At 54.6% G+C, this 15,118-nt stretch carries 10 protein-coding genes; 8 read left to right on the top strand and 2 right to left on the bottom strand.

The window, feature by feature from the left end; translation table 11 throughout:
* Genes msrQ through EBB_RS10995 form a run of 6 tightly spaced genes read left to right on the top strand, consistent with a single transcriptional unit; the run spans nucleotide 1 to nucleotide 5,007 of the window.
* Nucleotides 1-636: a protein-methionine-sulfoxide reductase heme-binding subunit MsrQ gene (msrQ, locus tag EBB_RS10970; protein ID WP_225587399.1), complete on the top strand. Its 636-nt coding sequence runs from the start codon at nucleotides 1-3 to the stop codon at nucleotides 634-636.
* A gap of 58 nt (nucleotides 637-694) precedes the next feature.
* On the top strand, nucleotides 695-1,606 hold the full coding sequence (locus EBB_RS10975; RefSeq protein ID WP_192393908.1) for a TIGR01777 family oxidoreductase: 912 nt from the start codon (nucleotides 695-697) through the stop codon (nucleotides 1,604-1,606).
* 20 nt (nucleotides 1,607-1,626) lie between these two features.
* Nucleotides 1,627-2,136: a hypothetical protein gene (locus EBB_RS10980; RefSeq protein ID WP_192393909.1), complete on the top strand. Its 510-nt coding sequence runs from the start codon at nucleotides 1,627-1,629 to the stop codon at nucleotides 2,134-2,136.
* A 4-nt stretch (nucleotides 2,137-2,140) separates the two neighbouring features.
* Entirely contained in the window at nucleotides 2,141-3,532 is a 1,392-nt protein-coding gene (locus EBB_RS10985) for a cryptochrome/photolyase family protein (protein ID WP_192393910.1), read from the top strand.
* Between the two features lie 3 nt (nucleotides 3,533-3,535).
* Nucleotides 3,536-4,054 (top strand): lipocalin family protein, encoded by a 519-nt coding sequence (locus EBB_RS10990; protein WP_192393911.1) that lies wholly within the window; start codon nucleotides 3,536-3,538, stop codon nucleotides 4,052-4,054.
* An 11-nt stretch (nucleotides 4,055-4,065) separates the two neighbouring features.
* Entirely contained in the window at nucleotides 4,066-5,007 is a 942-nt protein-coding gene (locus EBB_RS10995; protein ID WP_192393912.1) for a YbgA family protein, read from the top strand.
* 3 nt (nucleotides 5,008-5,010) lie between these two features.
* Here the strand turns inward: EBB_RS10995 and EBB_RS11000 are convergent, their stop codons facing one another.
* Both EBB_RS11000 and EBB_RS11005 read right to left on the bottom strand, forming a co-directional pair.
* Nucleotides 5,011-5,211 carry a hypothetical protein gene (locus tag EBB_RS11000; RefSeq protein ID WP_192393913.1) on the bottom strand — a complete coding sequence of 67 codons (201 nt, stop codon included), beginning with the start codon at nucleotides 5,209-5,211 and terminating at the stop codon, nucleotides 5,011-5,013.
* Nucleotides 5,212-5,435: 224 nt separating this feature from the next.
* Nucleotides 5,436-7,070: a SulP family inorganic anion transporter gene (locus EBB_RS11005; RefSeq protein WP_192393914.1), complete on the bottom strand. Its 1,635-nt coding sequence runs from the start codon at nucleotides 7,068-7,070 to the stop codon at nucleotides 5,436-5,438.
* Between the two features lie 496 nt (nucleotides 7,071-7,566).
* On the opposite strand from EBB_RS11005, the gene gspE reads away from it, so the two are divergent.
* A complete protein-coding gene (gene gspE, locus EBB_RS11010) occupies nucleotides 7,567-9,273 on the top strand; it encodes a type II secretion system ATPase GspE (protein WP_192394996.1) in 1,707 nt (568 codons plus the stop codon).
* Nucleotides 9,274-9,418: 145 nt separating this feature from the next.
* Nucleotides 9,419-15,118, top strand: a complete 5,700-nt coding sequence (locus EBB_RS11015; protein ID WP_192393915.1) for an autotransporter-associated beta strand repeat-containing protein — start codon at nucleotides 9,419-9,421, stop codon at nucleotides 15,116-15,118.

The raw sequence follows: 15,118 nt of genomic DNA on the forward strand, positions 1-15,118 counted from the left end.
ATGCAAATGAATAATTTGCGGCCTTTAACCATCGCGGTTTCTATTATCCCGCTGCTTTGGATAGTGTTCGATATTGCCTTCGACAATCTGGGCCCAAATCAAATGCAGGCCTTGCATATTCGTTTAGGCGATTGGGCCTTGCGATTTCTATGGATAACCTTAGCCATTACTCCCGTGCAAACCGTCACAAAATGGCGAGGCATGACCGAGTATCGGCAACTATTCGGTTTATTCGCTTTTTTTTACGCCAGCCTGCACATCCTGGTTTATTTAGCGGTAGACCAAGTTTTTGCCTGGCGAATGATAGGTATCGATATTCTCGAAAGCTCGTATATCTGGTTTGGATTAATTGCCTATATGATTGTTTTTTCATTGGGGATTACCTCCTCCAAAGCGTCCAAAAAACTCTTGGGCAAGAGCTGGAAAAAACTGCATCGATTTATTTACATAGCAGCCGGTGCGGCAATGATTCATTATTTCTGGCAGCTTAAAGGTAACCTAGCCGAGCCTTTATTCTATTTGCTCCTGATATTTATGCTGCTGGGTTTTCGCGCAGTAATCTGGATTAAAAACAAGCAGTTAAGCCAAATGATGATCCCAAAAGGCCGCACTTCCACCGATACCGAAGCCGATTAACCCTGCACTCCCAATAAGCGGGTGGAGTTGGATCTCTGTAGTTTCCGGAGCAAAACTTATGAATACAAACTCGATTTTAATCAGCGGCGGCACCGGCTTCCTGGGCAGTGCGCTGACCGAACTGCTTATACAAAAAGGCTATGCGGTGACGATCCTCAGTCGTAGCCGCGAAAAAGTCGCCGCTAGTTTCGGCAACAGCGTGCAAGCGATCAGCACCGTGGCTGATTTGCCGGATGCCGGCACGTTCAAAGCGGTGGTCAATCTGGCGGGTGCTGGCATTTTCGACCAACGCTGGACTGAAGTGCGCAAGCAGTTGCTGCGCGATAGCCGGATTAAACTGACCGAACAGCTGGTAGCCTGGATCGCCTCCTCCACGCAGCCCGCCCCGGTGCTGGTAAGCGGTTCGGCTATCGGCATCTACGGCGATCAAGGCGATAAGTTCCTCACTGAAAATAGCGCGAGCATTGCCGATTTCTCCCAATATTTGTGCGCCGATTGGGAATCGGCAGCCTTAGAAGCGGAAAAATTCGGCAGCCGGGTCTGCCTGATACGCACCGGCTTGGTGCTGGGTGATAATGGTGGCATACTGAAACGCATGTTGTTGCCGTTTCGTTTGGGATTAGGCGGCCGCATGGGGAATGGCAAGCAATGGATGTCCTGGATTCATCTGCATGACTGGCTGGCTATTGTCGAAGCGATGATAGAACAACCGGCAATGCGCGGCCCATACAACGCCACAGCCCCAGAACCGGTCAGCAACCAACAATTCAGCGCCAGCCTGGCCAGCGTACTTAAGCGGCCGCAGCTAATGCCGATGCCGGAAGCAGCCCTTAAATTATTGCTGGGCGAAATGGCGGCTCTGGTCTTGGGCAGCCAACGCGTGTTGCCGGAGCGCTTACTGGCCCAGGGCTTTGCCTTTAAATATTCACAGCTGGATACCGCATTGCGCGATATTTTGCATAAACCCTAGATTTAAAACCGGGCATCTTTATGTTGATCGACAGTCTTTCCTTGCTATTTGCCTTTACCTCTTTCGTCACCTGGTACGAAGCGCTGTTGGTGGCGCTGGCATTGGGCTGCTTGGTATTTTATCTGACACCCTCCCCCGCCCAGGAATGGGAAGAACGTACGCCGGCGACGCTGTATTTTTACCTACAATGGAGCTGGCTGGGTTATCTGCGCTTAAAAGACGCGTTCTATCCGTTTTTTATCCTGTACAACGCCGTATTATTTTTCATCGACTACCGAATTAACGAAGGCAACTTCACCGTCGCCAGCTGGGTGACCATCCACATTATCATGGCGATGCCCCTGATTTACTGGACCGGCGCCGTGTGGCGCTGCTCCGACAAAGGCGCCAGCAGAATTTGGGCCGCAGTGGCGCGCATGATGACGGTAGCGGCGTATTTCGATTTGCTGCTGCGCTGGGTGATTTATCAGTATTACCCCAATATCCTGTTTAATTGCCAACAAATGATTATTCATTGGGGCGACTGCTGAGCCAATGGCGAAAAAACGCTACAAAACCTCACTGTTCATTTTCCGCCGCGATTTACGCCTGGACGATAACACGGCTCTCAACGCCGCGCTAAACGATTCCCGGCAAGTCATCGCCTGCTTTATCTTCGATCCCAGGCAAATCCAAACGCATCCTTACCAAAGCACGCCGGGCTTGCAATTCATGTTGGAGTCGCTGAGTGATTTGCAGCAACAACTGCAACAGCAAGGCGCCCTGCTCTATATTTTCAACGACCAGCCGGCGCACCTCCTCGCGCCATTGAAGCAGGATCTAGGCATCGAAGCGGTATTTGTCAATCGCGACTACAGTCCATTCAGCCGGCAACGGGACAACGAACTGCGCGAACAATGCGAAACACTGCATCTGGCTTTTCACAGCCAAGCCGATTTGCTGCTGACCGAACCGGAGCAAGGTTTAAGAAGCAACGGCAAGCCTTACCAAGTATTCACCGCGTTTCATCGGCAAGCCCGGCTCCAGCCGGTATCGGCTCCGCAGCGCTTGGCACCCGGTAAACTATCGGCAACAGCCTATGCCGGCCACAAACCGGAGCTGCTACAGCAACTGCAACAGCCCCACCAAAACGCGTTGCCCGGTGGCCGACAAGCGGCGTTGGCCCGATTAGCCATTATCGGCAGCTGCAAAAACTACCTTGCGGTCCGCGATTTTCCGGCCATGGCCGCCACCAGCCAACTGTCGGCCTATTCAAAATTCGGCTGTTGCTCGGTACGCGAGATTTTTTACAGCATCCAAGCCGAACTCGATCCCGACCACCCCCTGCTCCGACAACTGTATTGGCGGGATTTTTTCACCCATATCGGCTTTCATTTCCCGCATGTATTCGGTCACGCCTTTGATAGACGTTACGACGGCTTGCTCTGGCGCAACGGCCAGGACGACTTTTGGGCCTGGGCCAACGGCCAAACCGGCTTTCCGATTGTGGACGCGGCCATGCGCGAATTGAACCAGACCGGCTGGATGCATAACCGCTTGCGGATGATCGTCGCCTCGTTTTTGGTGAAGGATTTACACGTATCTTGGCGCTGGGGCGAACGCTACTTCGCGCAACGCTTGCTGGATTACGACCCTTGCGTCAACAACGGCAACTGGCAATGGGCTGCTTCCACCGGCTGCGATGCGCAACCGTATTTCCGGATCTTCAATCCCTGGCTGCAGCAGAAAAAATTCGATCCACAATGTGTGTATATCAAAACTTGGATTCCGGAGTTGCAACGCTTCCCGACAGAAGTCATCCACAAATGGGAAAAGCATCCACAATCCGGCGACTACCCTCGGCCAAGAGTTGACCACGGCGCGCAAAGCCAGCTGATCAAAGCCCAATTCAAAGCCCTGGGCAATACCACGGCTACAGAGGAGTAAACCATGCGTTATCTACCCATACTCTTATTAAGCTTGCTATGCGCCTGCACCGGTATCCCGGAAGGCATCAAAGTGATAGACGGCTTCGAATTGGAACGCTATTTGGGCACCTGGTACGAAATCGCCCGCCTCGATCACAGCTTCGAACGTGGCCTGACCGACATCAGCGCCGAATACAGCCTGCGCGATGACGGCGGCGTCAAAGTGTTAAACAGCGGCTACGACGCCGAGCAAGGCCAACGAAAAATCGCCGAAGGCAAAGCTTACTTTATCGACAAACCGGACATCGGTCGCCTGAAAGTCTCCTTCTTTGGGCCGTTTTACGGGGCGTATAACATCATCGCTCTGGATAAAAACGCTTACCGCTATGTGATGATCGCCGGCCCGGATCGCGATTATTTATGGATACTGGCCCGTAGCCCGGAGCTGGAACCGAGCATCCAACAAGATCTGATTCAACAAGCCAAAAGCCTGGGTTTTGCCACTGACAAACTGATTTTTGACCAACACCCCAAGCAATAACAGGATTAAACATGCAGAAAATTTCGGTGGGCATCAGTGCCTGTTTGTTAGGCCAAGAAGTACGCTACGACGGCGCGCATAAATATCACAGCTACATCGAACGCACGCTGGGTCAATACTTCGAATTTAGAGCATTCTGTCCGGAAGTCGAAGCCGGTTTGGGCATCCCCCGCCCCTGCGTACAGTTACGGGAAACGCCGGACGGCATTCGTTGCGTCGGCGTGAAGGATCATAGTTTCGACGTGACGGAACGCTTGGAACAGGCCTCTGCCCGGCAACACGATTGGCTGGGCGGCTTATGCGGGTATATTCTGAAAAAAGATTCCCCCAGCTGCGGCATGACCCGCGTCAAGATCTATAAAAACGACATCCCCACGCGGCAAGGCACGGGCATTTTTGCCGACTATTTACAGCGCACTTTCCCTAGTCTACCGGTGGAAGAAGAAGGCCGGCTGGGTGATCCCGGCCTGCGGGAAAACTTTATCCAGCGCGTGTTTGTGATGCGCCGCTGGCAGGATTTATGCGAACAAGGTTTGACCGCGCATGGTTTGATTACCTTTCACAGCCGGCATAAATTGATCGCAATGAGCCACGAACAAAACCAGGCCCGCGAGCTGGGGCGGATTATTGCCGGTGTCACTAACGCAGACATTGAAAACACCGCCGCTGCCTATATCGGCGCCTTGATGACCTGCCTGAAAATCGTCGCCACCCGCGGCAACCATGTCAACGTCTTGCAACACATCCAGGGTTATTTAAAGCACAAGCTGGACAGCGACGACAAACAAGAATTGGTGGAAACCATCGAAAATTATCGCATCGGTTTATTGCCGCTGATCGTGCCGCTCACCCTACTCCGCCATCACTTCCGTAGAGAGCCGGATGACTTTATTGACAACTCCTATTACATGCTGCCGCATCCGGCGGAATTGTCGTTGTTGAACAGTATTTAGCCGCTACTGCAGTTGCTCCCGCTCGCGCTGATAGGCGTCGAAACTTTGCCTCCGTTCACAATCGTTGGCCATGGCTTTTTGGCACTGCAATTGTCCGGCATTCTGCAACGCATGATAACCAAGCCGCTGCGGCCAATCCGCACTGCAAGCGCTGCACAAGCCCAACACCCAGGGCACAAAGGTTATGGCTTTGATTCTTCGCATATTTCCGCCTCTACATGCTCTACCTAGTGTATGTTGGACTCAGTGACGATTGACCGATTTCGGGTTACGGGTTACGGGTTACGGGTTACAGAATTCAGAGACAGCTTTCCAGCGATGAATCTGAAGAAGTGACGGTATATGCCCCCCATCCCAAACTTTTCCAGTGAGAGAAGGCGCGGATTTACTTTTTACGACAGCCTCCTCTGGGTGGATAAGCAGGGAAGTTATTTTTTAATTATATCCATAGCGATCTGTTGTATTCGGTCCACCACATTTGGCTTGCCGACTTGACCGACCAGCCCTGCTCGGCGGAGTTTTTCGAAGACATTCGGTCTTGCGCCGCACAGGATTAGTCGGGTTTTGTGCCGTTTGCAATTATCCAGCAAATCCCACAGCGATTGCAGGCCGGTTGCGTCGATGAAAGGCACTTTTTCCAGGCGCAAGACCAGAATTTCGGTATGGCCGTGAATCACTTCCAGCGCGGATTCCAATCGTGCCGCCGCGCCAAAAAAGAAAGGCCCTTCCATGGCAAAAACCACGGTATTGGCTGGCAGCGTAAAATCCGCATCATCGAGTTCTTCCATGACGGCGTCATGCGCTTGCTGCTCTATGCCCACGGCTTCCGACATGCGTTTCATGAATAACAGCGCCGCTAGCATCACGCCGATATTGACGGCGATGACCAAATCGCTGAACACGGTGAGCAAAAAGGTAATCAGCAGCACCGCCACATCCGACTTCGGCGCGGTTCTGAGCATGTGGCCGAAACGGTGCAACTCACTCATGTTGTAGGCTACGACAAACAAAATGGCGGCCAACGCGCTCAGCGGAATCAACGACGCATAAGGGGCCAGCAACATGACGATGCCGATCAAGGTCAAAGTATGCACAATCCCCGCCAGTGGACTGTTGCCACCATTGCGCACATTGGTCGCCGTGCGGGCAATCGCCCCGGTAGAGGCAAAACCGCCGAACAATGGAGAGCATATGTTCGCAATCCCTTGACCGATCAATTCCTGATTGGCGTCATGTTTGGTGCCGGCCATGCTGTCGGCGACCACGGCGGATAGCAGCGACTCAATCGCGCCCAGCAAGGCAATCGTAAAAGCCGGGCCGATTAATTGCAGCACCTCCGATACCGAGATTGCCGGCAACTGGAATTGCGGCAACTGCTGCGGAATGCCGCCAAAGGCGCTACCTATTGTCGCCACGCCATCCCATTGCCATTGCCACTGCGCGCAGGTGGCAATCAGCATGGCGACCAGCGGGGCGGGAATGCGTTTCAGAATCCGGCCGGAAATCAGCAACACCGCCAAGGTCAAGCCGCCTAGCAAGGTGGTTTCAACGTGCAGCCCAGGAAAAGCCTGCGCCAACGACCAAAATTTTTCATGAAATTGCTCGGCACCGGCTGCGGGGCTCAAGCCAAAAAAGTCTTTCCATTGCCCCTCAAAAATGATGACGCCGATACCGCTGGTAAAGCCGACGATGACCGGATCGGGTATATATTTGATGACACCGCCCAACTTGGTGAGCCCCATCAGTAATAATATGATGCCGGCCATCAAGGAGGCTATTTGCAAGCCGCCGATGCCGTATTTGCCGGTAATGCCGGCTAGAATCACGATAAAGGCGCCGGTTGGCCCTGCGATCTGCACGCGGCTGCCGCCAAACAAGGATGTCAGCCCACCGGCCACGATGGCCGTGTATAGCCCCTGCTCGGGTTTGGCGCCAGAGGCTATCGCAAAGGCCATGGCCAGAGGCAGCGCCACTACGCCGACAATCACGCCGGCCAACAGGTTATTCAGCCAATGCGCCCTGGACAATAAACCCGCGCGACTGGCTTCAAGAATTGCAATCATTGGAAAGGTTTTAAATGTTTATCGAGGGGATCCATGATAGCACCCGGGTTGTAGCGATTGCGGCGGGAAACCAGTCGTGACAGCCGAATCGATCATAGCCCCTTGAAAATATTGTGCAGTCTGGTTGGGTACACATCGCGTCACTTGTGCTAGTCGCTACCATAATGACCCTCTATCGGTGCGCGAGCGTACCCTGTATCTGGATTTTGAAACAAACCAAATTATTGTCGGAATACAGCCGGTTTGATGCCATTGGTCTGAGCATACTCAATGGCTCAAATAGGCCGACTGCCGGAAACTACAAAAAAGCGGGAACCCAAGCGAGTCAAAACCCCTGACACTCGCTATCCCAAAAACAAGAAACTGTTCGGTCAGTTCTTTATTCCGTTTCTAACGCGGCACAAGAGTCACTACGCTATAAACAATTACTGCCGGACTGTGTGGAAAATCGCTACAATGCGGCGGAGTTCTGCACGTTTAGGCTGATACAGTGAACATGGAAACCGTCGAAAAATCCGAAAAATACGCCGCCTTTCTCAGCTTGTTAAAGAGCAAGGGCAAACTCTCCGACAGCGATTTGGGTAAAGTCCGCCGTATGCAAAAATCGGCATTGGACGACTCCGTGCCGCAGCTGCTGATCAAACTGGGTTTGTGTTCGGACAGTGACATCGCCGTCAGTTTCGCCGAAGCCAGCGGCATTCCCCGCGTGACGCCCGAGCACTATCCGCCGCAAACGCCGCTACCTGATAGCGTTTCGCAGCGTTTTTTAAAGCAATACCATGCCGTGGGTCTGGCGGCGGACGACGAACAGATCCAAGTCGCGGTGATGGACCCGGAAGATGAATATGTGACGCAAGCGCTGCAACTCGCCACCGGCAAACCCATTAAATTGCAAATCGGCCAGCTTTCGGAAATAGACGCCGCTTTGGAATTGCAATACGGCGAAGGCAAGTCGCAAATGGACAAGCTGATGGACAACCTCAATGTCGAGGAAGAAGGCAGCGAAGACCTGGAACACTTAAAAGACTTGGCCAGCGAAGCGCCCATCATCAAAATGGTGAACTTCATTCTGCAAAAAGCCGTGGAAAGCCGCGCCTCGGACGTGCATATCGAGCCCTTCGAACAAAGTCTGAAAGTGCGCCTGCGTATCGACGGTGTGTTGCAAGACATCGACTCGCCGCCGGTAGCCTCCACCGCCGCCGTGCTGTCGCGGATCAAGATCATGGCCAAGCTCAACATCGCCGAGCGCCGCCTGCCGCAGGACGGCCGGATCAAGTTGCAAATGATCGGCAAGGAGCTGGATTTGCGGGTTTCCACCATCCCGACCCTGCACGGCGAAAGCGTGGTGATCCGTTTGTTGGACAAGGAAAACGCGGTGCTGGATTTTGAAACCCTGGGCTTCGTCGGCAAACAAGCCGAACGCTTCATGGAAGTATTGGCGCAACCGCATGGCATTTTGTTGATCACCGGCCCAACCGGTAGCGGTAAATCCACTTCGTTGTATGCGGCGCTAAAAACCCTGAACACCTCGGAACGCAAAATCATCACCGTCGAAGATCCGGTGGAATACCAACTGGAAGGTATCAACCAAATTCAGGCCAAGCCGCAAATCGGCCTGACTTTCGCCTCCGCCCTGCGTTCCATCGTTCGCCAAGATCCGGATGTGATCATGATCGGCGAGATGCGCGACCTGGAAACCGCGAAAATCGCCGTACAATCGGCGCTGACCGGCCATTTGGTGCTGTCCACCCTGCACACCAACGATGCCGCCGCTGGTGTTACCCGTTTGCAGGACATGGGCCTGGAAGAATACCTACTTAGCTCGACCATCAACGGCATCTTGGCCCAGCGCCTGGTGCGCCGCCTCTGTCCGCATTGCAAACAAGCCCTTCCGGCCTCGGAAACGCTGATCGAAGAAATGAAACTGCGGCAGTGGCAACCAAGCGGCGAAATCCTGCTGCACAAACCGGCCGGCTGCCCCGCCTGCAACGGCATAGGCTATAAAGGCCGGCTGGCAATCATCGAGTTTTTGACGATGACCGACACCATCCGCAAGCAAATCATGAAACACGAAGAAGCCTTCGTGATCCAACAAACCGCCATTCAGGAAGGCATGCAAACCATGTATGAAGACGGCGTCGGCAAAGCCTTGCAAGGCATTACGACATTGGAGGAAGTATTAAGGGTAACGACCGAAGCGTGAGCCGTTTAATCGACGCTCGACAACAGACTTTCTTTGATCTGAACCTAGAAAGGCTTTGAATAACGAAGCCAACATACCGCATAACAAATAGCGTCAAGTGGAATATGACTAAAACCCACTTTTTAATCAACATCATGGATTCAAGATGTACCAAGCGCCAGCCGAGTCTGCAAATAATCCACCGATAGCCAAACGACGTTCGCGCAGCGTTGGTGCCTCTTGCGCCATCTCGGCACTGCTGTTCGGATTTTTTTCAACCGCCGACGCTGCCGTTTGTAACTGGCAAGGTGGGGATGATATTTGGTCTACGCCCGCTAACTGGTCATGTGCAGCAAGCCCAGGAGCCGCCGATGATGCGGTTATCAATGTCGGCCAAAATGTGGCTCTTGATATTTCACCCACTGTGGCAAATTTCAGTTTGGCGCATGCCGGCTCGACTTTGAGCGGTGCCGGCACATTAACCTCAAACAACGACTTTGATATGCAAGCCGGTACGGTCAGCGCCGCGCTGGGCGGCAGTGTGGGCTTGAGCAAAACTACTGCCGGCACCGTCACCCTGAGCGGGACCAATACTTACACCGGCAACACGCAAGTCAACGCCGGCACCTTAGCCTTGGGAGCCAGCGATGTGCTCGCCAATGCCTCCAGCCTGGTCGTCAACGGCGGCATCTTCGATCTGGGCAGTAATAACGACACGGTGACCGGCGTGCAATTATTGTCCGGTTCGATTACCGGCACCGGCACCCTAACCTCGACCAGCACGTTTGATGTGCAATCCGGCACGGTCAGCGCCAACTTAGGTGGCAGTGTAGGCTTGAATAAAACCACCGCCGGCACCATGACACTGAGCGGCGCGAACTCTTACACCGGCAACACGCAAGTCAACGCCGGCACGTTGGCCTTGGGTGCCAGTGACGTGCTCGCCAATACCTCCAGCTTGATCGTTAACGGCGGCACTTTCGATCTGGGCAGCCATAACGACACAGTAGATGGGGTGCAATTAACGTCCGGCTCGATTACCGGCACCGGCACCTTGACCTCGACCAGCACGTTTGATGTGCAATCCGGTACGGTCAGTGCCGCGCTGGGCGGCAGTGTGGGCTTGACCAAAACTACTGCCGGCACCGTGACACTGAGCGGGAGCAATACTTACACAGGCAACACCCAAGTCAGCACCGGCACCTTAGCCTTGGGAGCCAGTGACGTGCTCGCCAATGCCTCCAGCCTGATCGTCAACGGCGGCATCTTCGATCTGGGCAGTAATAACGACACGGTGACCGGCGTGCAATTACTGTCGGGTTCGATTACCGGCACCGGCACCCTGACCTCGACCAGCACGTTTGATGTGCAAGCCGGCACGGTCAGTGCCAATTTGGGCGGCAACAACATCGGGTTGAGCAAAATCAGCGCCGGCACCGTGACGCTAAGCGGCGCGAACTCTTACACCGGCAACACGCAAGTCAACGCCGGCACGTTGGCTTTGGGTGCCAGCGATGTGCTCGCCAATGCCTCCAGCCTGGTCGTCAACGGCGGCATCTTCGATCTGGGTAGTAATAACGACACGGTGACCGGCGTGCAATTGTTGTCCGGGTCTATCACCGGCACCGGCACGTTAACGTCTACCAGCACGTTTGATGTGCAATCAGGCACGGTCAGTACCGCGCTGGGCGGCAACAACATCGGGTTGAGCAAAATCAGCGCCGGCACCGTGACGCTAAGCGGCGCGAACTCTTACACCGGCAACACGCAAGTCAACGCCGGCACGTTGGCTTTGGGTGCCAGCGATGTGCTCGCCAATGCCTCCAGCCTGGTCGTCAACGGCGGCACCTTTGCTCTGGGCCCCCATAACGACACAGTGGCAGGCGTGCAATTGTTGTCCGGGTCTATTACCGGCACCGGCACCCTGACCTCGACCAGCACGTTTGATGTGCAAGCAGGCACGGTCAGTGCCGCGCTGGGCGGCAGTGTGGGCTTGACCAAAACCACCGCTGGCACCGTGACACTGAGCGGCAGCAATACTTACACCGGCAACACGCAAGTCAGCGCCGGCACCTTAGCCTTGGGAGCCAGCGATGTGCTCGCCAATACGTCCAGCTTGATCGTTAACGGCGGGACCTTCGATCTGGGCAGTAATAACGACACGGTGACCGGCGTGCAATTACTGTCGGGTTCGATTACCGGCACCGGCACGTTAACGTCAACCAGCGACTTTGATATGCAAGCCGGCACGGTCAGCGCCAACTTAGGTGGCAGCGTGGGTTTGAACAAAACCAGCGCTGGCACCGTAACACTGAGCGGCAGCAATACTTACACCGGCAACACGCAAGTCAATGTCGGCACGTTGGCCTTGGGAGCCAGCGATGTGCTCGCCAATGCCTCCAATCTGATCGTCAACGGCGGCATCTTCGATCTGGGCAGTAATAACGACACGGTGACCGGCGTGCAATTACTGTCGGGTTCGATTACCGGCACCGGCACCCTGACCTCAACCAGCACGTTTGATGTGCGAGCCGGTACGGTCAGTGCCGCGCTGGGCGGCAGCGTGGGCTTGACCAAAACTACTGCCGGTACCGTGACGCTAAGCGGGACGAATACCTATACCGGCAACACCCAAGTCAACGCCGGCACGTTGGCCTTGGGAGCCAGCGATGTGCTCGCCAATGCCTCCAGCCTGATCGTCAACGGCGGCACATTTGCTCTGGGCAGTAATAACGACACGGTGACCGGCGTGCAATTACTGTCGGGTTCGATTACCGGCACCGGCACGTTAACGTCAACCAGCGACTTTGATATGCAAGCCGGCACGATCAGTGCCGCGCTGGGCGGCAGCGTGGGCTTGACCAAAACTACTGCCGGCACCGTGACGCTCAGCGGGACCAATACCTACACCGGCAACACCCAAGTCAGCGCCGGCACGCTGGCCTTGGGTGCCAGTGACGTGCTAACCAACTCCTCCAGCTTGATCGTTAACAGCGGTACTTTGGATCTGGGCAGCCATAACGACACCGTCGCCGGGGTGCAATTAACGTCCGGTTCGATTACCGGCACAGGCACCTTGACCTCGAACAGTGCGTTCGATCTTCAATCCGGCACGGTCAGCGCCAATTTGGGTGGCAGTGTGGGTTTGAACAAAACCACTTCGGGTACGGTGACCTTGAGCGGCACTAACAGCTACACCGGTAACACGCTGGTAGATGCCGGCGTATTGAATTTTACCGGCAGCAATACCCACTCCGGCAATTTCACCGGTAACGGTACCTTGCAATTCGGCGCAGGCACCCACCAATTCAATGCGGGCACCAGTCTCGGCACGGCTAATATCACCTTTAGCGGTGGGACCAATCTAGTCAACGCCGGCGTTGCGCTATCGGCCACCGATGCGTTGTTCAGCGGCGGAACAACCACTATCGCCGGCGATTATTCGGTAAGCAATTCCACCACGGTATCCGGCGGCACCGTCAATTTTTCGTCCGCGGCGAACAAGCTGCTCAATCTGGGCAGCACCTTTACCATAAACAACGGCACCGTCAATTTGCAGCACACCAGCACGGAGGTCAGCCGTTACGTGCAGACTGGCGGCATATTATCGGGCCCGGGCGAATTAAGAGTACAATCGGCCGTGCTTTCCGGGGGTCAGATGCTGGGCCCCGGCAGTTTGATTATCAGCGGCTCGGGAGGCTCTGCCAGCGATTTATTGCTGAACGGCAATTTCATCCTCAACAATCAATCGACCGTCATCAATTCGGGCAATGTGCGCGTAACCAGCAACGCGACCTTTACCGGCGCGGGCACTTACCGGCAAACCGCCGGCACTACCCAGGTGGACGGCGTTTGGAGCCAGGCTTTGACCGAGATACAAGCCGGCAGCTTCGGCGGCAACGGCAACATCAGCGGTCCGGTCATCAACAATGGCACGGTCGGCATCGCCGGTTCGCACCTAACCTTGAACGGCCCGGTATCCGGCAGCGGTTCTTACGCCGGCACTGTAGACATAAACAACAGTTTCTCGCCGGGACCGGGTGCCAATGGGCAAGGGATAGCGGCTATCAATGCCACATCGGCCGATTTGATCTTCCGCCAATCCAGCAACTTGAATTTGGAATTGGGCGGGGTAAACGGGCAATTGGTGACTGATTCGATTACCGCGCGCAGTATCGATATTCAAGGCGCAAAGCTTAACTTACAACGCTTGGCCAGCCAGCCTAACTTCTCGCCGCAACAGGCCTTTTCGCAGTCTGTGCTGTTGCAAACCACCAGCGGCAGCATCACCGGAAATTTTAACCAGAGCATTACCTGTCCGGAAGGCTCCAGCGATATGTTTATATTTTCCAAACAGGAAAAGCAGTTTTTGCTGACCATGGTGCCCAGATTGCCCAATCTGGTCCCCGCCGACGTGCAGTCCCTGGCCAGTGCCTTACAACAAATAGACTGCAGTGCCACGACTCCGAGCAATCTGCAGAATCTGTTGAACGGCTTGAAGCCCTTTTTAGCAAACGGTACCGCCGACGCCAGCAAAGTAGATCAATTCATCAGCGCGTTGCGGCAAATCAGCCCTGGCCAAATCGCGGCGGAACAAACCGTGTCGAACCAAATAGCCAAACTACAAACCGGCAACATCACTCAGCGACTCATCACCCAGAGATCCGCAAGCGTCGGCGCCGGTTCTCCTTCCAGTTTCAAGTCGTCCCCCACGTTCAACACACCGGTAAGTAGTTCAATGGCTATCGGCAGCGCTTCGGGCAATGTCAGCCTACCCAGCTCAGCCAACAGTATCAGCGCACCGAATGCGTCAAGCAGCATAAACACGCCTAGTAGTGCACCCAGTGCGCCCACCAGTTCAGCCAGCGCGCCCAGTTCTAACGGTATCAGCATTCAGGCTTCAACGCCGGAAAAAGACGGTCAATCCTCATCCAACGCCCCCTCCTCGGTCAGTATTTCCTTGAGCACGGATAACGACAACGACGGCACCGATCTTATCTCCGGCTTCAGCAATTTGGGCTTATTCATTAACGGCCAATTCGAATGGGCTGATAGAACCGCGACGCTAGCTCAACGCGGTTATGCGTCCACGATGTCGGCTGTCACTGCCGGTGCCGACTATCGCTTGAGCAAACGGCTACTCTTGGGTTTGTCTGCCGGCTACGGCAGCAGCACTGCACTGATTTCCCAACAGGGCGGCAGCCAAAGCATAGACGGGTACACCTTATCAGCCTTCGGCTCGTTAAACCTGACCGATAACTGGTACGTCGACCTAGTCAACAACCTGACTTATAACCAATACGATTCCAAACGTGTCACGCTTTATAACGATGCCAACGGCACAGCGATCAATGAAACGGCATCCAGCCAAACCGATGGCTGGCAAAATCGTACCAGCCTCAGCAGCGGTTATGACATAGCGGTAAAAGAATGGACGTTTGGCCTTAGAGGCCGCACGGAATACGGTTACAACTTTGTCAACGGCCGTAAAGAACAAGGTGCCGGTTTAGGTATGAACATGATTGTCGGCGAGCTGGACAACGAGTCGTTGAGCAGCAGTATTGGCGCGATGATCTCGCACGCACTGAGCACGCCGGTGGGCGTGCTGGTTTCGCAAGTGAATGTCGAATGGGAGCATCAGTGGTTCAATAAAAACTCCTTGATTACCACCCGCTTCGTCGATTCACCTAACAATGCCTTTACCACCAACAGTTTTAGCGTCGATAAGGATTACATCAATCTACGTGCCGGTTTATCCGCCCAACTGCCCTTTGGCGGTTCGGCGTTCGTGCAATACGACACCACCTTTGGCCAGCAATACGTTTCCCGCCACGCCTTTAATGTCGGGATACGCATGGAGTTTTGA

The sequence above is a fragment of the Methylomonas fluvii genome, assembly GCF_014850975.1.
Taxonomy (GTDB): domain Bacteria; phylum Pseudomonadota; class Gammaproteobacteria; order Methylococcales; family Methylomonadaceae; genus Methylomonas; species Methylomonas fluvii.